Annotated in this window: 20 protein-coding genes; 16 read left to right on the forward strand and 4 right to left on the reverse strand. The window is 66.1% G+C overall.

From position 1 onward, the window contains the following. The first annotated feature begins 188 nt into the window (after nt 1–188). From AC07O0_RS06805 to AC07O0_RS06815, 3 genes are all read left to right on the forward strand, one after another. Complete coding sequence (locus tag AC07O0_RS06805) at nt 189–602, forward strand: PAAR domain-containing protein (protein WP_494621264.1); 414 nt, start codon at nt 189–191, stop codon at nt 600–602. A 1-nt stretch (nt 603) separates the two neighbouring features. Next, nucleotides 604–1383, forward strand: coding sequence for a hypothetical protein (locus AC07O0_RS06810; RefSeq protein ID WP_494621266.1), 780 nt, complete (start codon nt 604–606; stop codon nt 1381–1383). A 92-nt stretch (nt 1384–1475) separates the two neighbouring features. Next, nucleotides 1476–3107, forward strand: a complete 1632-nt coding sequence (locus AC07O0_RS06815; protein WP_494621268.1) for a PAS-domain containing protein — start codon at nt 1476–1478, stop codon at nt 3105–3107. 11 nt (nt 3108–3118) lie between these two features. On the opposite strand, the gene AC07O0_RS06820 is transcribed toward AC07O0_RS06815, so the two are convergent. Next, nucleotides 3119–4024, reverse strand: a complete 906-nt coding sequence (locus AC07O0_RS06820) for a DMT family transporter (protein ID WP_494621270.1) — start codon at nt 4022–4024, stop codon at nt 3119–3121. A 469-nt stretch (nt 4025–4493) separates the two neighbouring features. Here AC07O0_RS06820 and dnaE point away from each other — a divergent pair, with 469 nt between their 5' ends. The 3 genes from dnaE (at nt 4494) to pncA (ending at nt 9504) form a co-directional block, all read left to right on the forward strand. Continuing rightward, entirely contained in the window at nt 4494–7961 is a 3468-nt protein-coding gene (gene dnaE / locus AC07O0_RS06825; RefSeq protein ID WP_494621272.1) for a DNA polymerase III subunit alpha, read from the forward strand. 82 nt (nt 7962–8043) lie between these two features. Continuing rightward, nucleotides 8044–8763 carry an FkbM family methyltransferase gene (locus tag AC07O0_RS06830; protein ID WP_494621274.1) on the forward strand — a complete coding sequence of 240 codons (720 nt, stop codon included), beginning with the start codon at nt 8044–8046 and terminating at the stop codon, nt 8761–8763. Between the two features lie 114 nt (nt 8764–8877). After that, nucleotides 8878–9504 (forward strand): bifunctional nicotinamidase/pyrazinamidase, encoded by a 627-nt coding sequence (pncA, locus tag AC07O0_RS06835; RefSeq protein ID WP_494621275.1) that lies wholly within the window; start codon nt 8878–8880, stop codon nt 9502–9504. A gap of 7 nt (nt 9505–9511) precedes the next feature. Here pncA and AC07O0_RS06840 read toward each other — a convergent pair whose 3' ends face one another. After that, nucleotides 9512–10678 (reverse strand): GGDEF domain-containing protein, encoded by a 1167-nt coding sequence (locus AC07O0_RS06840; RefSeq protein WP_494621276.1) that lies wholly within the window; start codon nt 10676–10678, stop codon nt 9512–9514. A gap of 97 nt (nt 10679–10775) precedes the next feature. Continuing rightward, the gene (locus AC07O0_RS06845) at nt 10776–11162 is read right to left on the reverse strand and encodes a RidA family protein (RefSeq protein WP_494621278.1); all 387 of its coding nucleotides are present in this window, start codon (nt 11160–11162) and stop codon (nt 10776–10778) included. 309 nt (nt 11163–11471) lie between these two features. On the opposite strand from AC07O0_RS06845, the gene AC07O0_RS06850 reads away from it, so the two are divergent. The 5 genes from AC07O0_RS06850 to pyrH all read left to right on the forward strand — a co-directional run bounded on the left by AC07O0_RS06850 (nt 11472) and on the right by pyrH (nt 15368). Further along, nucleotides 11472–11864 (forward strand): pore-forming ESAT-6 family protein, encoded by a 393-nt coding sequence (locus AC07O0_RS06850; RefSeq protein ID WP_454027643.1) that lies wholly within the window; start codon nt 11472–11474, stop codon nt 11862–11864. A gap of 106 nt (nt 11865–11970) precedes the next feature. Continuing rightward, nucleotides 11971–12282 carry an antibiotic biosynthesis monooxygenase family protein gene (locus tag AC07O0_RS06855; protein ID WP_494621280.1) on the forward strand — a complete coding sequence of 104 codons (312 nt, stop codon included), beginning with the start codon at nt 11971–11973 and terminating at the stop codon, nt 12280–12282. Between the two features lie 160 nt (nt 12283–12442). Beyond that, nucleotides 12443–13453 carry a 30S ribosomal protein S2 gene (locus tag AC07O0_RS06860; RefSeq protein WP_494621282.1) on the forward strand — a complete coding sequence of 337 codons (1011 nt, stop codon included), beginning with the start codon at nt 12443–12445 and terminating at the stop codon, nt 13451–13453. A gap of 164 nt (nt 13454–13617) precedes the next feature. Next, complete coding sequence (gene tsf, locus AC07O0_RS06865) at nt 13618–14541, forward strand: translation elongation factor Ts (protein WP_454027640.1); 924 nt, start codon at nt 13618–13620, stop codon at nt 14539–14541. 119 nt (nt 14542–14660) lie between these two features. Further along, entirely contained in the window at nt 14661–15368 is a 708-nt protein-coding gene (pyrH, locus tag AC07O0_RS06870; protein ID WP_494621284.1) for a UMP kinase, read from the forward strand. 4 nt (nt 15369–15372) lie between these two features. Here the strand turns inward: pyrH and AC07O0_RS06875 are convergent, their stop codons facing one another. Then, nucleotides 15373–15786 carry a VOC family protein gene (locus tag AC07O0_RS06875; protein WP_494621286.1) on the reverse strand — a complete coding sequence of 138 codons (414 nt, stop codon included), beginning with the start codon at nt 15784–15786 and terminating at the stop codon, nt 15373–15375. 251 nt (nt 15787–16037) lie between these two features. On the opposite strand from AC07O0_RS06875, the gene frr reads away from it, so the two are divergent. The 5 genes from frr (at nt 16038) to rseP (ending at nt 20605) form a co-directional block, all read left to right on the forward strand. Continuing rightward, a complete protein-coding gene (gene frr / locus AC07O0_RS06880; RefSeq protein ID WP_092154115.1) occupies nt 16038–16601 on the forward strand; it encodes a ribosome recycling factor in 564 nt (187 codons plus the stop codon). Between the two features lie 67 nt (nt 16602–16668). Then, a complete protein-coding gene (locus AC07O0_RS06885) occupies nt 16669–17430 on the forward strand; it encodes an isoprenyl transferase (RefSeq protein ID WP_454027637.1) in 762 nt (253 codons plus the stop codon). After that, nucleotides 17427–18245 (forward strand): phosphatidate cytidylyltransferase, encoded by an 819-nt coding sequence (locus AC07O0_RS06890; protein ID WP_494621289.1) that lies wholly within the window; start codon nt 17427–17429, stop codon nt 18243–18245. The genes AC07O0_RS06885 and AC07O0_RS06890 overlap by 4 nt, the downstream gene beginning before the upstream one ends. Nucleotides 18246–18252: 7 nt before the next feature. Continuing rightward, complete coding sequence (gene dxr / locus AC07O0_RS06895) at nt 18253–19434, forward strand: 1-deoxy-D-xylulose-5-phosphate reductoisomerase (RefSeq protein ID WP_494621291.1); 1182 nt, start codon at nt 18253–18255, stop codon at nt 19432–19434. Nucleotides 19435–19456: 22 nt separating this feature from the next. After that, on the forward strand, nt 19457–20605 hold the full coding sequence (rseP, locus tag AC07O0_RS06900; protein WP_494621293.1) for an RIP metalloprotease RseP: 1149 nt from the start codon (nt 19457–19459) through the stop codon (nt 20603–20605). Nucleotides 20606–20972 lie beyond the last annotated feature (367 nt).

Here is a 20972-nt window from a genome sequence, read left to right on the forward strand (position 1 = left end):
CTGCCCACCACAAGGCAGTTTTCGTTGGGCTGAGCGGATTCATTGACTTGCCCGGCCGGCCGGAGCGAAGCTCAGGGCCGAGCGATCCATGAAGGTGTCCGATGCCGACAGGTCCCGCCGCACGCATTCTCGATCCCGTGATCCATCCTCTGCCCGGCGTTCTGCAGCCAGGTCCCGGAAGCCCTAATGTGATCATCGGAGGCAAACTCGCCTGGCGTGGCGTTCCGGCCGGTGCCGCGGCGGCTATTCAGGCGGCCAAGACTGTTTCGGACACGACGATCCAGGTTGCCGAAGCCGCGACGCTTGCCGGAGCAGGGACACCTGCGGCTCCCGGCCTGAAAGCGACTGAGGAGGCGACCAAGGCGACAGCCGCCGCCAGCATGGGCTCGATGATCTCGGGTGCCGCCGGCGGCGCCGACATCCATCTGTGCGCGACGCCGCTGCCGATCCCGCCCCATGGGCCGGGCGTGGTGATCGACGGCTCGCAGACCGTGCTAGTCAATGGCTTGCCGCTTTGCCGCATGGGCGACACGATCATCGAGGCGGTTGGGCCGCCGAACAAGATCGCCATGGGCGAGCCCACGGTCATCATCGGCGGTTGAGATGGGTCGTCGTCGTTCTCCCGACCGGGCTGTCGCGGCCGAAGAGCGCTTCCGCCTGCTGCGGGTCCAGCGCTTCTCCTCGGACACCGAGAAAGCGCTCTGGCATGGACGCTCGCGCAATGCCCGTCTCGCCAAGGTTCTGGTCTACATGGCGGCGATCCGGATGCCGGGCCAGGGCGGCCTGCCGCTGACGCCCAATCCGAGCGTGACCTGCAAGGGCGCCGAGCAGCAGTTCTTCAGCGCCTCGGGCGAGAACCAGGCGGCGCATCTGCTGCCCGGGCAGATTCTGATCGACAACACCTATCCCTGGCTTTTCCTGCAGGGCGAGCCGGCGCGGTTGCTGCAGAACGAATTCGCCTATGTCGATCCGATCCACGCCAACTACAACGCGGCCGACCGGGTGGCTGAGCGCAACGGCATGGTCGACACGTTCGCCGCCGCCTGCAGGGCCGTGCTGACCAGCGCCGGCGAAGCCGAGACCGACGTCTCCAATGCCTATCATCGCGTCTGGGTGCCGGGGGCGCTGGCGGCGATCGCCGCGGCCGAAGCCGAACTGCGTTCCGAGCCGCTGCCGCCGCCGCTGGTCTACGGCACGAGTCCCGAAGACTACGGCATGATCCTCAATCTCGAGGAACGCAGCCAGGCGATGAACGATGAGGAGATCTGGGACAATTTCGAGCGGCTCAGCATGCTCGATTACTACCGCGCCGCCTTCGACGAGGCGCCGACCGAGATCGAGCCGCGTGCGATCGTTGGACTACTCTCGGGGTTGGTCCGGTAGTTTTCCGCGAACTGCCGATGCAGGCGGCTGCGAAACCTGACTTTAAGGAATTCGCGTGCAGCAGTGGCCTCCTTCAACTGGAGGTCGCTGATATGGGGCGGCGCCATATCCTGGATCGCCTGCGGGCCGTCAGCCTGCGCCATCAGGTCTATGCCGCCAGCTGCGCCTTCTTCATGGTGATCTGCCTTCTGGTCGCGGTCGCGGTCCAGTCCTTCCGGCAGCAGGCGGAATATCAGGACAAGCTCGGCCTGGCTTCGCGATCCGCCGCCTATGTCGAGCGGGTGAACGGCCTGATCTACGCGGTGGTGATGGAATCGCGCGGCATCTACATGTCGAGCGATCCGGAGACGGTGGCTCGCTATGGCGAGAATCTGCTCCGACGCAATCGCGACCTTGCCGATGTGGTCGAGGCCTGGGAGAAGACCGTCCGAAGCGACGATGCCGAGCTCTTCGCTGCGTTCAAGACACGTATCGCCGACTTCATCAGGTTCCGGGCCGAGCTAGTGCGCCGCGCCAATGTGATCGGCCAGCCTGCCGGCCGGGCCTGGGGCGACAACGAAGCCAATCGTACGGCCAGGGCCGCCCTCAATGCCGATCTGGAGGCGCTCGGGCTGGTCTATGCACGGCGAGCCGACGAGGTCGTCATCCTGAACCAACGCGCCTGGTTCACGACCTGGCTCATCATTCTGCTCGGTCTCGCAGCGCTCGCTCTGGCTGCCTATGTCGGCGCGGTGATCCGCCGCTCGCTGATCGCTCCCTTGCACGAGATCACCGAAACTGCCGATCATATCGCCGACGGCAAGGTCGTCGTCACCGTGCCGCACAGCGAGCGCCTTGATGAGGTCGGCAAGCTCGGTCAGGCCGTGCAGCAGCTTCAGGACACGCTGATCCGCAACAAGGAATTGCGGACGCTTGAACGGACCAGTGCGCGGCAGCGCGACAATCTCGAAATCCAGCTCCAGGAGAACAGGCGCCACCTGCTGGCAGCGATCAACAGCATGATGCCGGGCCTGATGATGTTGGATCTGGAGGGCAAGGTCATCCTGATGAATGAGTCCTACCGGAAGATCTACCGGCTTCCGCAGGACATGCCGCAATCGGGATTGACGATCCGTGATGTGCTTCGGCGCCGTGTCGAGATCGGCACCTTTTCCGGCGATGTCGACGTCTATGTCGCGGGGATTCTGGCGCGGATCGAGCAGGGCAGGCCCGCCGTCAGGCATGTCGACCTCAAGGACGGACGGGTTATCCGTATCGTCGAGCGGCCGATGACCGGCGCCACCAGCTGGGTGTCCACGCATGAGGATTTCACCGAGCAGCGGCATCTGCAGCGCTCGCTCGAGTGCACCGAGCATCTGCTCGCCGCGGTCATGGAGAACGTCCGCGTGGCCATCGTCGCCAAGGACGCGGCCACACTCCGCTACATATTGGTCAATCGCGCTGCAGAGATCCTGTTCGGCGTCAGCCGCGCCGAGATGATCGGTCGGACGGCACGCGATGTCTTCAGTGCCGAGACCGCCGAGTGGATCGACCGCGAAGATCGCCAGCTCCTACGCGAGGATGCTGCTGCCACAATGACGGTACGCACCATCGAGACACCCGGGAATGGCCGTCGCCTGATCGGCATCAGGCGTGTGCCGATCGCGGGCCACGACGATGAGTCGCGCGTGCTGCTGAGCCTGATCGAGGAGCATATCGAACAGGCGACCCAGTCTGCCGGCTGAGGCGCGCGGCCTCAGCTCTCACGGCGCGCTGATGAAGCGGTCACGACGATCAGCCCGGCGACGACGATCACCGCGATTCCGGCCCAGGTCGTCGGCGAGGGCAGGTCGCCGAACAGGACAAAGCCGAGCGCGGTCGCGCCGATCAATTCGAGATAGACGAAGGGCGAGAGCGTCTGCACCTGCGCCAGGCGGAAGGCGCTGATCGTCATCAGATTGCTGAGCGTCGAGACCAGGCCCATCAGCAAAATGAGCAGCAGTCCGTCGCGCGTCGGCGTCGTCCATTGCAGCAGGGCGAAGGGCATCAGCATCAGGATGCCGAGGGTGAGCTGGATCGTCAGGGTCGCCACTGGCGGCCTGTCCTGCGCCGTCGCGCGCGTCAGCACCAGATAGCAGGCCATGCAGAAGCCGGAGGCCAGCGCGATCAACGTGTCGGTGCTGGTCTCGGTCCCGGGGCGCACGACGAGGATGGCGCCGACGAAGCCGAGGAGCACGGCCAAGAGCTTGCGCCGGTCGAGCCGCTCGCGCAGCGCGATCGCGGCGAGCAGGGTCGCTGCGATCGGCGCGATGAAATAGGCGCCGAGTGCATCGGCCAAGGGAATGCGCGCGATCGCCACGAAATAGAGCGTCATCGCCGTGACGAGGAAGCCGGTGCGCAGGATTTGCGACAGCCAGTATCGGCCCGACGATGCGCGCTTATGCACCGGCGCCCGCCCGTGCTGGATCAGCGCGACCGGGAGGATGAAACCGAGCGCCGCGACATAGCGCACCCAGCTCAGGAAGGCCGGCGAGTGGGCGCCGCTGAGATATTTCGCGATGGCATCCGAAGTCGGAATGATCAGCATCGCAGCCGCCATGAGCAGCACGCCGAGCGCCTCGTCGCGTCGCTTGCGATGCGCCTGATCGGGGGAAGGGGTCATGGTGCGACCGTATCTGATTCCGCCGCGGCGACAGTGCTGGCGTTAACGCTTTCGCAGCCTCGGTAAATCCGCGTTAACCGCATGCGGTTTCTCCCGATTGCCGCTGACTTTGCGATATTGACGTGAACAAAGAGGGAATTAAACTGAACATATAGAGAACATTGGAGATCGGACATGCTCGTTGCTCGCAAGTTGATGGCCGGGGCCGTGGAGTTCCTCGCACTGGCGCTCTTCGTCGGAATGATCTGGGTCTGGGCCGCGCTCGCCTCTGGACCGCATGTCTGAGCGGCAGAGCAGGACGGACGTGGTGGACGTTTCGCGGTGTGTCCACAGCCTCTCATGGAGGCCGGCTCGACCGGGGCGGAGTGGCGCGCAATAACCGGTTCGGAGCATGCTCCAGGATGACGAATCGGCGCAGGTTCTTTTTCGCTCGGCCCACAGGCCGGCCGGGAGCGCGCCGGAGGGTGCGATGACCGACCGCAAAGACGATTTACTGGTTCAGGACGAGGTCGGCTTCGTCCATCTGCATGTCCATTCGAGCTATTCGCTGCTCGAAGGTGCGATCCAGGTCGGCGCGCTCGCCAAGCTTGCCGCCGGTGATGGCCAACCGGCCATGGCGCTGACCGACACCAACAACCTCTTCGGCGCGCTGGAATTCTCGGAGAAGCTGGCGAGTTCCGGCATCCAGCCGATCGCTGGCGTGCAGCTTTCCGTCGACTTTGCCGATGAAGATACGGGTGGACGCAAGCCGGTCCAGAGCGTCACGCCGCATCTCGTCCTGCTGGCGACCAACGAGGCCGGCTACGGCAATCTGATGAAGCTGGTGACGCAGGCCTGCCTCGCCGCCGGCGCCGGCAGCCCGGTTGCGAGCATCGATCAGGTTGCCGCCAGCAACAGCGATCTGATCGCGCTGACAGGTGGCGCGGGCGGTCCGCTCGACCTTGCCCTGCGTGCCGGCCAGCCGCCGCAGGCGGAAGCACGCCTGAAGCGCCTGCAGGCGATCTTCGGTGACCGGCTCTATGTCGAGATCCAGCGCCATGAGCGCGAGGACGGGCCGGCGGTCGAGGCCGGTTTGCTCCGGCTCGCCTATGACAATGATTTGCCGATCGTCGCCACCAACGAGCCCTTCTTCGGCAAGCCGGCGGATTTCGAGGCGCATGACGCGCTGCTCGCCGTGGCGGAAGGCCGGCTGCTTTCGGATGGCGAGCGCCGACGGGTGTCGCCGGCCCATTTCTTCGCCGGCCGCGAAGAGATGAAGCGGCGCTTTGCCGACCTGCCGGAGGCGCTGGCCTCGACCGTCGAGATCGCCCGGCGCTGTTCCTGGCGTGTCGGCACGCGCAAGCCGATCCTGCCGCGCTTCGGCGAGGAAGGGCGCGATGAGGCGGACGAGCTGGAGAGTCAGGCGAAGGCGGGCCTCGAGGCGCGGCTGGCCAAGCATGGACCGGCCACCGGCTTCACCACCGAGGACTACGAAAAGCGACTCGCCTTCGAGCTCTCGATCATCACCCGGATGAAATTCCCGGGCTATTTCCTCATCGTCGCCGACTTCATCAAGTGGGCCAAGGATCACGACATTCCGGTCGGGCCGGGCCGCGGCTCGGGCGCGGGCTCGCTCGTCGCCTATGCCCTGACCATCACCGACGTCGACCCGCTGCGCTTCGGCCTGCTGTTCGAGCGTTTCCTCAACCCTGACCGCGTCTCGATGCCGGACTTCGACATCGACTTCTGCCAGTACCGGCGTGAAGAGGTGATCGAGTACGTCAAGCATCGCTATGGCGAGGAGCGCGTCGCCCAGATCATCACCTTCGGTACTTTGCAGGCGCGCGGCGTGCTGCGCGATGTCGGCCGCGTGCTGGAGATGCCCTACGGCCAGGTCGACAAGCTGACCAAGCTGGTGCCGCAGAACCCGGCCAAGCCGATCACGCTGCCGGAAGCGATCGCCGGCGAGCCGAAGCTGCAGGAGGCTGCGGCCGAGGAGCCGGTGGTCGGCCGGCTGCTCGAGATCGCCCAGAAGCTCGAAGGCCTGCACCGTCACGCCTCGACCCACGCCGCCGGCGTCGTCATCGGCGACCGGCCGCTGGAGCAGCTCGTCGCGCTCTCGGTCGATCCGCGCACCGGCATGCGCGTCACCCAGTTCAACATGAAATGGGTCGAGCAGGCCGGGCTGGTGAAGTTCGACTTCCTCGGCCTGAAGACGCTGACGACGCTGACCATCGCGGTGCAATTGATCGCCCAGCGCGGCATTGCGGTCGACCTGGCGCAATTGCCCTTCGACGATCCCAAGACCTACGAGATGCTGGCGCGCGGCGAGACGGTCGGCGTGTTCCAGGTGGAATCGGTCGGCATGCGCAAGGCGCTGGTCGAGATGAAGGCCGACCGGATCGAGGACCTGATCGCGCTGGTGGCGCTCTATCGCCCCGGTCCGATGGACAACATCCCGACCTATTGCCGCCGCAAGCTCGGGCTGGAGGAGCCGACCTATCTCCATCCCGGCATGGAGCCGTTCCTGTCAGAGACGCATGGCATCATCGTCTACCAGGAACAGGTGATGCAGGTGGCGCAGGCGCTCTCGGGCTATTCGCTCGGCGAAGCTGACCTTTTGCGCCGCGCCATGGGCAAGAAGATCAAGGCCGAGATGGACGCCCAGCGCGACCGTTTCGTGAAGGGCGCGATCGAGGCCGGCCTGAAGAAGGACCTGGCCTCCGAGATCTTCGATCTGCTGGCGAAGTTCGCCGACTACGGCTTCAACAAGAGCCATGCGGCGGCCTATGCCGTCGTCGCCTTCCAGACCGCCTATCTCAAGGCCAATTATCCGGTCGAATTCCTCGCTGCGTCGATGACGCTCGATATCGGCAATACCGACAAGCTCTCGGAATTCCGGCGTGACGCCGAGCGGCTCGGCATCAAGGTCGAGCGTCCCTCGATCAACCGCTCCGGCGTCGATTTCGACGTCGCCGACGGAGCGATCCGCTATGCGCTCGGCGCGATCAAGGGCGTCGGCCGCGCCGCGGTCGAATCGATCGTCGCGGCGCGCGCCAAGGAAGGCCCGTTCCGCGACCTCGCCGATCTCGCCCGAAGGATCGATACGCGCCTGGTCAACCGCCGTACGATCGAGGCGCTGATCTCGGCCGGCACGCTCGACGAGATCGAGCCGGAGCGCGCCAAGGCGATGGCGGCAGTCGACGGCATGCTGGCGCTGTCGAACCGCACCCGCGACGAAGCGGCCGCCGGACAGCTCGACATGCTCGGCCGCGGGGTGGTGCAGGAGGAATTCCGCATCCCGCAGGTGGAGCCCTGGGCCCCGGCCGAACGACTGAAGCGCGAGCACGAAGCGGTCGGCTTCTTCCTGTCCGGCCACCCGCTCGACGACTATGAGCATGTGCTGAAGCGCCTGCGGGTGCAGAGCTATGCCGACTTCGCCCGCAATGTCCGCGCCAGCGGCACCTCGATCGCCAAGGTCGCTGCCTCCGTCATCGACAGATCGGAGCGACGGACCAAGTCCGGCAACAAGATGGGCATCGTCCAGCTCTCCGATCCGACCGGACAGTTCGAGGCGATCCTGTTCTCGGAGGGGCTGCAGCGCTATCGCGACCTGCTCGAGCCCGGCGCGGCGCTGGTGATCAGGCTCTCGGCCGTGCTCGACGGCGAGGAGGTGCGCCCGCGCATCGAGGATGTCGAGCGGCTCGACGAACTCGCCAACCGGCAGAAGCAGGACCTCTGCATCTTCCTGCGCGACGACAAGGCGCTGACATCTATTGCCGAGCGGGTGAAGCCGCGCGACGGCGTGCGCGCCGACGGCAAGATCTCGCTGGTGATGATCCTCGACGACGGCGCACAGGAGGTCGAGATCGAATTGCCGGGGCGCTATCCTGTCAATCAGCAGGTCGCCAATGCCGTGCGTGCTGCGCCGGGCGTGGTGAACGTCGAGCTGCGCTGACGGACTTTCTCAGCCCAGCCTTGCGCTGTCGGCGGCCAAGGCATCAGAGTGCCCACAGACAACGACAGTCTCCGGGGGGACGATGAAGCAATACGTCGCGCGCATTCCGATGAGCCTTGCCGTGCCCGAGGCGATGCACTGGGCGATCAAGGACGTGCTCGAAGGCGAGTACGAATGTGGCTATGATGGCGTCGGCCTCGATATCCTCGACATCGGCGCCAATGTCGGCTCCTTCGCGCTTTGGGCGAGCGCGCGCTGGCCGGGCAGCACCGTGACGTCCTATGAGCCGCATCCCGGCACCTACGAGCTCCTGAAGCGCAATACCGACCGGCGCCGTGACATCGTCACGGTCAACGCCGCGCTGTTTCCCGGCGGCCAGAAGACCGCGACTTTCCTGAGCCGCTTCGCCGGTGATGGCGAGTCGGGGCTCGCCTCCTATGCCGGCGACACGTTCGTGGCCGGCGCGATGGTCGAGCGTTACGAGGTCGCGGTGGTCGATCCGGCGAGCCTGCCCTCGGCTGACATCGTCAAGATCGACATCGAGGGTGGGGAGGGCGACGTGCTCGACCATCTCGACCTGTCGAAGACCTCGCTGGTGCTGCTTGAATACCAAAACCGCAGGAATCGCCTGCAGCTGGAGGCGCGTCTTAAGGCGGATTTCGAGCTGATCGATACCGTTGAGCACATCTGGGACCCGCTGCTCGAACAGCGTTGCTACCGGCCCGATCTCGCCGGCGACGTCTATGGCCGCATGTTCGCCGCCCGCAAGGGCATCACCCGGATGACGCGGACCGCCACCTAGAGCATTTCTGCGTTTCTCCGAATCGCAGAAATTCCCTAACTCTTTGTTTTATCGCATTTTCTTCACGCGAACCGGTGCCGCTTCGCTCGAAAATGCTCTGGTGAGGGCAAGCTCGTGATCGACGCCCGGACAGCGCTGATCGTCGTCGATATCCAGAACGATTTCTGCCCGGGCGGCAGCCTGGCGGTCGCCGGCGGCGACGAGGTCGTTCCACTCGTCAACGAGCTCGGCAAGCGTTTCGCCACCGTTGTGTTGACACAGGACTGGCACCCGGCCGGACATTCCTCGTTCGCGTCGAACCATCCCGGCAAGGCGCCGTTCGAGACGGTCGCCATGTCCTATGGGGCGCAAGTGCTCTGGCCGGACCATTGCGTCCAGGGCAGCGCGGGCGCGGCCTTTCATCCCGGCCTCGACCTTGCCATGGCGCAGGCGGTGATCCGCAAGGGCTGCCGCCGCGAGGTCGACAGCTATTCCGGCTTCGTCGAGGCCGACCGCACCACGCCGACCGGGCTCGGCGGCTATCTCCGGGAGCGCGGCATTGGGCGCGTCGCAGTCGTCGGCCTCGCCACCGATTTCTGCGTCAACTGGACGGCGCAGGACGCGGCCCGCCACGGCTTCGAGACCCTCGTTGTCGAGGAGGCTTGCCGCGCCATCGACCTCGACGGCTCGCTCGATCGCGCCTGGGCGGAGATGACCGCGCTCGGGGTGAGGCGGGCCAGGTTCGCCGATCTGATAGGTTGAGAAACGTTCACCTCGCCAAGGCGCGGATCTGCACCTGGACCCGGTCGCGGCCGAGCCGTTTCGAGCGATAGAGCGCCTCGTCTGCCTGCTGCAACAAGGTCTCCAGCTCGTCGCTGGCGGCACTACCCTCGGCGGCACCGATGCTGAGCGTCGCCTGAAGCGAGGCTTCATCCCAATCGGCCAGCGCCCGCGCGAAAGCGGCCCGGAGGCGGTTTGCGACGCGGACCGCTTCGGTCGCGCGCATATGCGGGAGGATGACGACGAACTCGTCACCGCCATGCCGCGCCAGGGTATCGCCAGCGCGCAATTCGTTGCGCGCAGCCTCGGCGAAGAGCTGCAGGATGCGGTCGCCGGCGGCATGGCCGTGCGTGTCGTTGAGGCTCTTGAAGTGATCGATGTCGATCAGGAGGAGGGCGACTTGGTAAGGGCGCCTGGCGGCCTCGGCCGCCAGGCGCTCCATGGCACGCTCCAGGCCGCTGCGGTTCATCGCGCCGGTGAGCGGATCGTGCTGGGCGATCGTGACCAGCCTGTTGCGGCTGCGCTCGGCAGCGAGCAGCAGCAATGCGCTGCTCCGGAGGAGCACGAAGGCGGTGCCAGTGACGGCGAACCAGGGTTTCGCGTTGTCGGCGGGAAACAGTTCAGCGCCGAGCTCTCCGGTCACGGCGAGCCAGGCGCGCAGTGCGAACAGCAGCACGGTCGGTGCGAACAGGGCCGCCAGGATGGCTCCGGAGACGAGCCGTTCGCGTCGCCACAAAAGCAGGCCTTCCCGGACCAGGAGCGCATCGCAGGCCATGACGAGGGCGGAGACGAGCACGACCCGCCTGACGAAGCCGTCGGGTTCATTCCACAGGACCAGCGGGATGGCAGCGGCCGCGACCGCCAAGGTGTAGAGCGGCAGGCGCGCGGGCCGTCCGGCAAAGCTCCTCACTCCATAGAGGACAAGCAGATAGCCGATCCAGCTGACGGTGTTGGCGAGCGGAATCGAGACGATGTCAGGTATGAAATCGCGCAACCCTACGCCGATGAAGCCGAGCCCGAGCAGCAGGTTGCTCAGCCCCCACCAGAGCGGCCAGCGTTCGAAGCGGCCGGTTGCGTAAGCGGCAAGCTGCACGAAGCCGAGAATCAAGGCGGTGATCGCACCCGCCAGATAGATTGTCCTCAGATCGAGCAACACGCCGTGTTCATCCAAGTCGACTCGGGGCACCCCTAGCAAACCGGCGTGAATGCTTTGACAACGAGATGCCGTGTACGCGGCCCGAAGGCGACCGATATCAAGCCGCAGCGATCACCTCGATCTCGACGAGCCAGTCTTCGCGCAGCGTCTGCGCCACGATCGCGGTGGTCGGGATGGCGCGGCCGCCGAGGGCGGCGAGACGGGCGCTCTGGTTGGCCTCGACGAAGCTGGCATCGCGCAGATAGCTGGTCAGCCGCACGATGTTGTCGACGCTCATATCCGCCGAGGCGAGGATCGCGCGCAGATTGTTCCAGATCAGCGCGAGTTGCTCGTCGAGCGTCGCAGCGGGCTTTCCGGCTTCGTCGAGCCCCATCGTGCCGCTGATGAAGAGCAGCCGCTGCGGCGCGACCACCTCCATTGCATGGGCGTAGTCCGAGGTCGCCGGATAGATGCCGCGGCTCGGATTATGGGTGATCACCTGCATGGTCTCCTCCTCGCAGCCGTTGGGCCGAACGTTGTCAGGCGAGGGAGTGTTATGGCTGGTGGAGGTTCCTGCAGTAGCGGAAAAGCGAATGCCGGACGAAATACAGATGACATTCCGCTTCGGCCGTCCGTGCGGCGGGGAGGGGGCGCTTTCGGCGAAACGGTATCAGGTCGTCACAAGGGCGGCTCGCTTTCGCAGCGGACCCGAGGCTTCCTGTCGCGTTCTTGTCGCATCGGGCAGGAAGGCTATTCTGGCGCCGGGGAAGCGGGGCTTGCATCTGCGGATGCGTTCAACTTGAGAGAGATTGTCATGCTGCTTTCCTTCAAGCGTTTCAGCGCTATTGCCGTGTTGGCGGCCCTGTCCGGCGGTCAGGCCTTCGCCCAGAGCCAGGCCGACCAGCTTGCCACGGCCTATCAGGCCGGCCGCAACCAGCTCGGCGTTCTCAGCTACTGCGCCGAAAAGGGGCATGTCGGTGCCGATGTCGTCGAGGTCCAGCGCAAGGTGCTGGCGCTGATCCCGCCGCCGGCCGACAAGAGTGCGGGCGACGCCGCTGAGGCCACCGGCAAGAAGGGCACGATCTCCATGATGGGCGTGACCCAGGATCTGGAGACGATCGCCAAGGCGCAGGGCGGCTCGTCGGCGACCTATTGCAAGCAGATCGGCGACGTCGTGCTGAAGGCCGCCGCCTCGCTGCCGAAGTAGGAGGCGTGGCGGCCGCTCCTGCCAATATCTGGCAGGGCAGGCATTGACCTCAACTATGGTTGAGGCCGTATCGACCCGGCTCCGCATCGCAAGCAAGGAGCCGGGTATGTCCGACCAGCCTGTCGTCAACATCAGCGTCATCACGCCGAAGCCGGAGTGCTTCGCCGAGTTCATGGAGTTGCAGCTTGCCCAGCATCACGCCTTGCGCGGCAAGGTCGAGGGGCTGATCGGCGGGCGGCTGTTCCGTTCACGCGAGGATCGCGATGTCGTCCTCGTTACGATGTTCGAATCCGAGGAGGCGGCGTCGCGCTTCAGTCGTGACGAGCGCTTCACCAGTCATATGGGGCGCGTGCGCCCCTTGCTGGAACGCGCCGTGCCGGGCGCCTACGAGGTGGCTTATGAGGTCGGTTCGCTCTGACAGCGGCTTCCGAAGCCTTGCATTCCTGCGCCATCGCGTGTAAGGCGCGCCCTATCCCACATGGGGAGCATCACCTCGACACCGAGGCGTTCCGGTGACTGGTCAGCCTATGGCCGGCTCATTCGCTCCCCAGAGGCTCAACCGGAAGGACAAGAACACCATGGCTCTGCCTGATTTCTCCATGCGTCAGCTGCTCGAGGCCGGCGCCCACTTCGGCCACCAGGCTCACCGCTGGAACCCGAAGATGTCGCCGTTCATCTACGGCACGCGCAACAACATCCACATCCTCGACCTGTCGCAGTCGGTGCCGATGCTCTCGCGCGCCCTGCAGGCGGTCAGCGACACCGTCGCCCGCGGCGGCCGCGTCCTCTTCGTCGGCACCAAGCGCCAGGCGCAGGACGCCATCGCCGATGCCGCCAAGCGTTCGGCCCAGTACTATGTCAATTCCCGCTGGCTCGGCGGCATGCTGACCAACTGGAAGACCATCTCGGCCTCGATCCAGCGCCTGCGCAAAGTCGACGAGCTGCTCTCCGGCGGCGGTACCGGTCTGACCAAGAAGGAGCGCCTGATGCTGGCCCGCGAGCGCGACAAGCTCGAGAAGGCGCTTGGCGGCATCAAGGACATGGGCGGCACGCCCGACATGATCTTCGTGATCGACACCAACAAGGAGCAGCTGGCGATCAAGGAGGCTCAGCGCCTCGGCATCCCGGTCGCCGCCATCGTCGATTCGAACTCGGATCCGGACGGCATCACCTTCCCGGTCCCGGCCAATGACGACGCCGGCCGCGCCATCCAGCTCTATTGCGACCTGATCGCTCGCTCGGCCATCGACGGCATCTCGCGCGCCTCGGGCGACAGCGGCATCGATCTCGGCGCTGCCGAGGCCCCGGTTGTCGAGACCGCGCTCGCCGAGCCGGCCGCCACTGAGGGCCAGGCTCAGGCATTCGAGCTGCTGACCGCTCCGCGCGGCGCTCCGGACGACTTCATGCGCCTCTCGGGCATGGGCCCGGAGATCGTGCAGAAGCTCAACGACGGCGGCATCTTCCACTTCTGGCAGCTCGCTGCCATGAGCCCGGCCGATGTCAGCAAGGTTGACCACGACCTCAAGCTCGCCGGCCGCATCGAGAGCCAGGGCTGGGTTGCCCAGGCGCGCGATCTCGCCGACGCCTGATCTTACGAATTGCGACGCGTCATCGGCGCGTCGCACTTTGATACCTGATTGAGCCCAAGCAGCGCCGACGCCGGAAACGGAGCGTCGGCGTTTGCCAATGGGGACCGGATTTAGAGTTGCGGCGTGCCATCGGGCGAGCCGCCAAGACAGCAAGGACGACGCAAATGGCTGCGATCACCGCCGGCATGGTGAAGGAACTCCGCGACAAGACCGGCGCGGGCATGATGGACTGCAAGGCCGCGCTCTCGGCCACCGACGGCAACATGGAAGCCGCCATCGACTGGCTGCGCGCCAAGGGCCTGTCGAAGGCCGCCAAGAAGGCCGGCCGCGTTGCCGCAGAAGGCCTCGTCGCCGTTGCCGTTCGTGGCCATAGCGGTGTCGTGGTCGAGGTCAACTCCGAGACCGACTTCGTCGCCCGCAATCTCGAATTCCAGGCGCTGGCCCGCACCATCGCCGATGTCGCGCTCGAGCGTGGCGGCGATGTCGAGGCGCTGGCCGCCCATCACTATCCGGGCGGCGGCACCGTCGCCGACGCTATCGCCAACGCCATCGCCACGATCGGCGAGAACATGACGCTGCGCCGTGTCGGCTCGGTTTCCGTCTCGGCCGGCGTGATCGGCTCCTATGTCCACGGCGCGGTCGCTGACGGGCTCGGCAAGATCGGCGTCATCGTCGGCCTGGAGTCGAGCGGCAAGGGCGACGAGCTCGCCGCGATCGGCCGCCAGCTCGCCATGCACATCGCCGCGACCAATCCGGTCGCGCTCGACCTCGCTTCGGTCGATCCGGCGGTGCTGGAGCGCGAGAAGGCGATCCTGGCCGAGAAGAACGCCGGCAAGCCCGAGCATGTGCTCGCCAAGATCATCGAGAGCGGGCTGAAGAGCTACGCCAAGGAGTACTGCCTGCTCGAGCAGGCCTATATCCATGACGGCTCGAAGTCGGTTTCGCAGGTGCTCAAGGAGGCCGAAGGCAAGGTCGGCGGTCCGGTCAAGCTCACCGGTTTTGCCCGCTTCGCGCTCGGCGAGGGCATCGAGAAGGAAGAGACCGACTTCGCCGCCGAGGTCGCGGCGGCCGGCGGCACCACGGGCTGACAAGCCCGTTGATAGCGTTCAGAAAGGCCGCGCCTCGCGCGGCCTTTTTTGTAAGTAGGAAGAGCCGGCCTGCCGAATCGGTGAGGCCGGTGATGTGGTGCAAGCAGTGGAGAGCCCCGATGAGACCTAAACGCGTTCTCGTGAAGCTCTCCGGCGAAGCCCTTGCCGGGCCTGCAGGAAATGGTCTGGACGGCGCGACGCTCACTGCGCTCGCCGCCGATATCGCCCATGCTTCGCGCGAGGGCGTCGAGATCGGCATCGTCGTCGGCGGCGGCAACTTCTTCCGCGGCGTGCAGGGACTGACCAAAGGCCTCGACCGCACCAGCGCCGATTCGATCGGCATGCTCGGGACGGTGATGAACGCGCTCGCGCTCGAACATGCGATCGAGAGTGCCGGCGCCCCGGCGCGCGCCATGTCGGCGGTGCCGATGCCCTCGCTCTGCGAGAGCTATGCCCGCAAGCGCGCGCTCGACCATCTCAGCAACGGCAAGGTGGTCATCCTCGGCGGCGGTACCGGCAATCCCTATTTCACCACCGACACGGGCGCGGCCTTGCGCGCGGCCGAGCTCGATTGCAGCCATCTCCTCAAGGCGACGCAGGTCGACGGCGTCTACTCGGCCGATCCGAAGAAGGATCCGAGCGCGACCCGCTACGACACGCTGACCCATGAGGATGCGATCCGGCGCGACCTCAAGGTGATGGACACCGCCGCCTTCGCGCTGGCGCGCGATGCAGCGCTCACCATCGTCGTCTTCTCGATCGCCGAACCCGGCATGCTCGCCGCCGTGCTGCGCGGCGAGGGCAGGGCGACCTACGTCACGCCCTGAGCCGTCAGTAGTTCGGCCAGTTGCCGGGCGTCATGATTTCGAGCAGATGCCCATCGGGATCGCGGAAGTAGATGCTCTCGCCGCCGCGATTCCAGCGCATCCGGCCTTCGATCTCTACGCCGTGCTGCCCGAGCTGCGCCTCCCATGACGCCAGCTCCTCGGCATCGACGGCAAAGCAGATGTGCAGCGGGCCCTGGCCATCATGCGGCGGGATGCTGCCTCGTTCCGAGGCTTGCGTCTCCACCGAGGCGCCGCGCAGGAACAGCAGCAGGACATTCTGCCCGCCGATATCGTAGGCGAACAGCGTCCTGGTCTTGAGCATGGACGCGAGCCCGAGCTTTTCCTCATAGAATGCCGCCGCGCGGTCGAGGTCATCGACATAGAGCGCGGTTTCGATGATGCGGTTCAGCCGGGGCATGAGACATCTCCTCGAGGCTGCGCTGACCGCTCGCGCGGCTGCAGTGCTGAGCTAGGACGTGCTCTCGGGGATAGCCAGCCCATCGGCGAGCTTATCCGATATGCATCGGCGGTTGAGCTTCGAATCCCCTTGCAGACCTGCGGGGGAAAATGCTGTTGAAGCATAAATCCTTGACCCTGGGGCGGGTGCTCGCCATGGTCGCGCGCATTTCCGGCTCCGGTCCGACCGGTTTCGACAAGGTTTTGAAGACGATGGCCCAGACCACTTTCGATCTCGCCGATCTCAATCGCCGCATGGATGGCGGCGTGCAGAAGTTCAAGAGCGACCTGGCTTCGCTTCGCACTGGCCGCGCCTCCGCCAATGTGCTCGATCCGATCACGGTCGAGGCTTATGGCGCCCGCACGCCGCTGAGCCAGCTCGCCACCGTCAGCGTGCCCGAGCCGCGCCTGCTCTCGGTCCAGGTCTGGGACCGCAGCATGGTCCAGGCGGTGGAGAAGGCGATCCGCGAATCCGATCTCGGCCTCAATCCCCAGACCGAAGGCCAGGTGCTGCGCATCCGCATCCCGGAGCTCAACGAGCAGCGCCGCAAGGAGATGGTCAAGGTCGCGCACAAATATGCCGAAGACGCCAAGGTGGCTGTCCGGCATGTGCGCCGCGACGGCATGGACCTGATCAAGAAGCTCGAGAAGGACGGGCATATGCCCAAGGACGACGTCACCAAGCAGACCGATCTAGTCCAGAAGGCGACCGACAAGCATATCGGCGAGATCGACCAGGCGCTCGCCGCCAAGGAAAAGGAAATCCTGCACGTCTAAAGTGCGTTGCGCGGCGCTGTCCGGTATCATCGACGCACGGGCAATTGGCCCAGAAGAGGCATTTTCAATGTCAGACGGCCCGCGCCCGGCAGCGCCCGATCCTGCTCCTGCCCATGTCGCCATCATCATGGACGGCAATGGCCGCTGGGCGCAGATGCGTGGCCTGCCGCGCCAGGAAGGCCACCGCCGTGGTCTCGAGGCGCTGCGGCGCACGGTCCGCAATGCCGGCGATCTCGGCATCCGCGTCCTGACTCTCTATTCGTTCTCGACCGAGAACTGGCGCCGGCCGATGGCCGAGGTCTCGTTCCTGATGGGGCTGCTGCGCCGTTTCGTCGAGAACGATCTCGCCGAGCTGAACGAGGCCGGCGTGAAGGTCCGGATCATCGGCAATCGCGAGGATCTGGCTCCCGACCTGCGGGCGCTCGTCGAACGCGCCGAGACGATGACGCAGGCCAATACCGGTCTCACCCTCGTCGTCGCCTTCAACTACGGCTCGCGCGACGAGATCGCGCGTGTGGCGCGTGACATCGCCCGGGACGTGGCTGCTGGCCGGCTTGCGCCCGAGGCGGTCGGCGAGGAGGTGCTGTCCTCCTATCTCGACACCGCTGCGTTGCCGGATCCGGATCTGGTGATCCGCACCTCGGGCGAGACCCGCATCTCAAATTTCCTGCTCTGGCAGGCGGCCTATGCCGAGTTCGTCTTCACGCCGGTGCTCTGGCCCGATTTCGATCGCAAGGCGCTCGAGGATGCGCTGGCCGAATACCAGCGCCGCGAGCGCCGCTATGGCGGTGTCGGCCAGCCCGCCGAAGCCAAGATGGGGGTCGCGTGAATGAGGGCGGCGCCAGCGCGGGCGCATCCGAGCTTCGCCTGCGGGTCGTCTCGGCGCTCGTGCTCGCCGCGGTCATCCTCGGCGTCACCCTGCTCGGCGGCTGGTCCTTCCGCCTGATCTGGACCGCCGTCGCAGGCGTCGTCGCCTATGAATGGCTCGCCATCGTCAGCCGCAGGAACGCCGTCGCCGGCGGAATCGGCGTCGGGCTGGCAGGGCTCGTGCTTAGTTTCCTGCCGTTGAGCGGCGCTGCGCTTGCGGGTGTCGCGGCGCTCGCCGGGCTCATCGGCGCAATCGTCACGACGCAAGCCAGTAATCAGCGCCTGCTCGAGGCCTGCGGCGTCGCCTATGCGCTCTGCTTCGCGCTGGTGACGCCTGTGCTGCGCGAGACCCCAGGGATGGGGCTGGCTCTGATCATCTGGACCTTTGCGGTGGTCTGGCTCACCGACATCGCCGCCTATTTCACCGGGCGGGCGCTGGGCGGGCCGAAGCTGATGCCACGTGTCAGCCCGAAGAAGACCTGGTCCGGCGCGCTCGGTGGCGCAGCGGCGGGGACTTTGTGCGGGGCAGCCGTCTGGGCCTGGTTCTTCCCGGGCCTGCCTTCCGGTCTCTGGCCGGTGCTCGCCGTGTCGTTTGCGGCTTCGGCGGCGAGCCAGGCGGGAGATTTGTTCGAATCGTCGATCAAGCGCCGCTTTGGCGCCAAGGATTCGAGTCATCTGATTCCCGGCCATGGTGGTTTCCTCGACCGGCTCGACGGTTACTGGGCCGTGCTGGTCTTCGCTGGCCTGCTGCTTTATCTGGCGCGCCTGGGACACTGATTTTTCGATGCGCCGCACAGTCACCATCCTGGGAGCCACCGGCTCCATCGGCCGCTCGACGCGCGCCGTGATCGCCGAGAATCCGGAGCGGCTGCAGGTCGCTGCGCTGGTCGCCGGTCGCGATGCGGCGGGACTGGCGCAGATCGCCCGCGAGACTGGCGCAAGCTTCGCGGCGATCGCGGACGCGCGGCAAGGCGAGGAACTCGCCGCCGCGCTGGCCGGCAGCGGCATCCGCCACGGCGCCGGGCGGGAGGGCGTGCTCGAAGCGGTTTCGCTCAACAGCGACATCGTGGTCAGCGCGATTTCGGGGGCGGCCGGGCTGGAGGCGACCTTCGCGGCGCTGACGCCGGGACGTGTCGTCGCGCTCGCCAACAAGGAGAGCCTGGTTTGCGCCGGCGCCGCGGTGATGGCGCGGGCGAGGGCGGTCGGCGCCCGCATCCTGCCGCTCGATTCCGAGCACAATGCCTTGTTTCAGGTGCTGGGAGCCGAGCCGATCTCGGCGATCCGTACGATGACGCTGACGGCATCGGGTGGTCCGTTTCGGACCTGGACCGCCGAGAAGATCGCCGCCGCCACGCCCGAGCAGGCGCTCGCCCATCCGAACTATGCGATGGGCGCCAAGATCACGATCGACTCCGCCAGCATGATGAACAAGGGGCTCGAGCTGATCGAGGCCTCATTCCTGTTCGAGCTCGGCGCCGACCAGCTCGACGTGCTCGTTCATCCCCAGCAGATCGTGCACGGCCTCGTCACCTTCCGCGACGGCTCGGTCAGCGCCGGCATGGCGGTGCCGGACATGCGCGTGGCTGCGGCGCACTGCCTCGGAATCGACGGCAGGCTGGATGCGCCGCCGAGCCGCTTCCTCGATCTGGTCGCGGCTGGCCCGCTCGCCTTCGAGCGGCCCGATCTCGCCCGCTTCCCGGCGCTGCGCCTCGCCATCGCGGCGCTCGCGGAAGGTGGCGCCATGCCGGCCGTGCTGAACGCTGCCAACGAGATCGCGGTCGAGGCCTTCCTCGATCGGCGCATCGCTTTCCCTGCGATTCCCGCCTTGGTCGAGGCTGTCTGCGAGCAAATGGCGGGTGCCCCGCTGTCGCCGCCTTCCGATGTCACGGAGGCGCTCGCCGTTGACCAAGATGCGAGAAACCGGACCGGCGCGCTCTTGTCCGGGGGGCGCTTCACTGTCACTTAGTGACTGAAGTCGGGAGAGTTTTATGGACATCCTCGGATCGGCCTGGCACGCGGCGAGTTTCCTGCTGGGCTATCTGCTGCCATTCCTGTTCGTCCTCACCCTCGTTGTGTTCGTGCATGAGCTCGGCCATTTCCTGGTCGGGCGTTGGTGCGGCGTCGATGTGAAGACCTTTTCAATCGGATTCGGGCGCGAGCTGTTCGGATTCAACGACCGGCACGGCACGCGCTGGCGTTTCGCGCTGATTCCGCTCGGCGGCTACGTCAAGTTCTCAGGCGATGCCGACGCCGCCAGCTCGACCGACGGCGACGCGCTCGCCGGCATGAGCCGCGAGGAGCGTGAGCGCTCCTTCCCGGCTCAGTCGATTGGCGAACGGGCGGCAATCGTGGCCGCGGGGCCGATCGCGAACTTCCTGCTCGCCATCCTGATCTTCGGCGCGACCGCCTATTTCGTGGGCAAGCCGACCCTGGCGCCGCGTGTCGACAGCGTCACGGTCGGCGGAGCGGCGGCGCGGGCCGGGCTGCAATCAGGCGACCTGGTCCATCTGGTGGATGGCCGCGAGATCAAGAGCTTCAGTGACCTGCAGCGGGCGATCTCGATCCGCCCCGGCGAGACGTTCCCGGTGACGGTCGAGCGGGGCGGCGCCATGGTCGTCGTCTCGGTGACGCCCGACCTGGTCGAGACCTCGTCGCCACTGGGGAAGCAGCGGCTCGGAATCATCGGGGTCCAGGCGTCGGCGAAGGCCGAGGACTGGACGACGCAGCATTTCAGCCTCGGCCAGTCCGTGCTGCTCGGCATGAGCGAAACCTGGTTCGTGGTCGAGCGGACCTATGACTACATCGCCAAGCTGATCAAGGGTAAGGAATCGACCGACCAATTGTCGGGGCCGATCCGCATTGCCCAGGTCTCGGGCATGGTCGCCTCCAGCGGCGGGCTACTGGCACTGATCAACCTAGCGGCGCTGCTCTCGGTCTCGATCGGGCTGATGAACCTGTTTCCGGTACCGATGCTCGATGGCGGCCATTTGCTGTTCTACGCAATCGAGGCACTGCGCGGCAAACCGCTGAGCGAACGGGCCCAAGAGATCGGCTTCCGAGTCGGGCTGGGACTCGTCCTGATGCTGATGCTGTTCGTGACCTGGAACGACCTTGTCCACGTCCGTTCGCTGCTGTGATCCGGCTCTCTGTCAGCCCGGCGCAAACTAGCTTGCACCGGGCTGACAGCGTTCGGCGCTAAAGCTGTCTCGCGCCTATGGATTGTGGCTTTTTATGGCCGGTTTTCGCCTGCCGGACCGGTTTCTCGGCCGGCACGCGTGACCTCCCAGCAACGACCCCCGCAAAAATCTTTTGTTAACGACAATGGCGGTTTGCACCCCGCGGGAAACTTTGTAGAAGCGTTTGGTCTTCAATGTCGCCGAGCCTCGCCTGTAGCGGGGTTCCCCGCTTGCGGGGTGGCGACCCAAAGAATGGAATAGGCGACCCGATGACGTCGACGCTTCAGAGCCGGTCCTTGCGCATGCGGCTCTCTCGATCAGTCGGACT

This window comes from Allobosea sp. GW821-FHT10B12, from assembly GCF_059415545.1.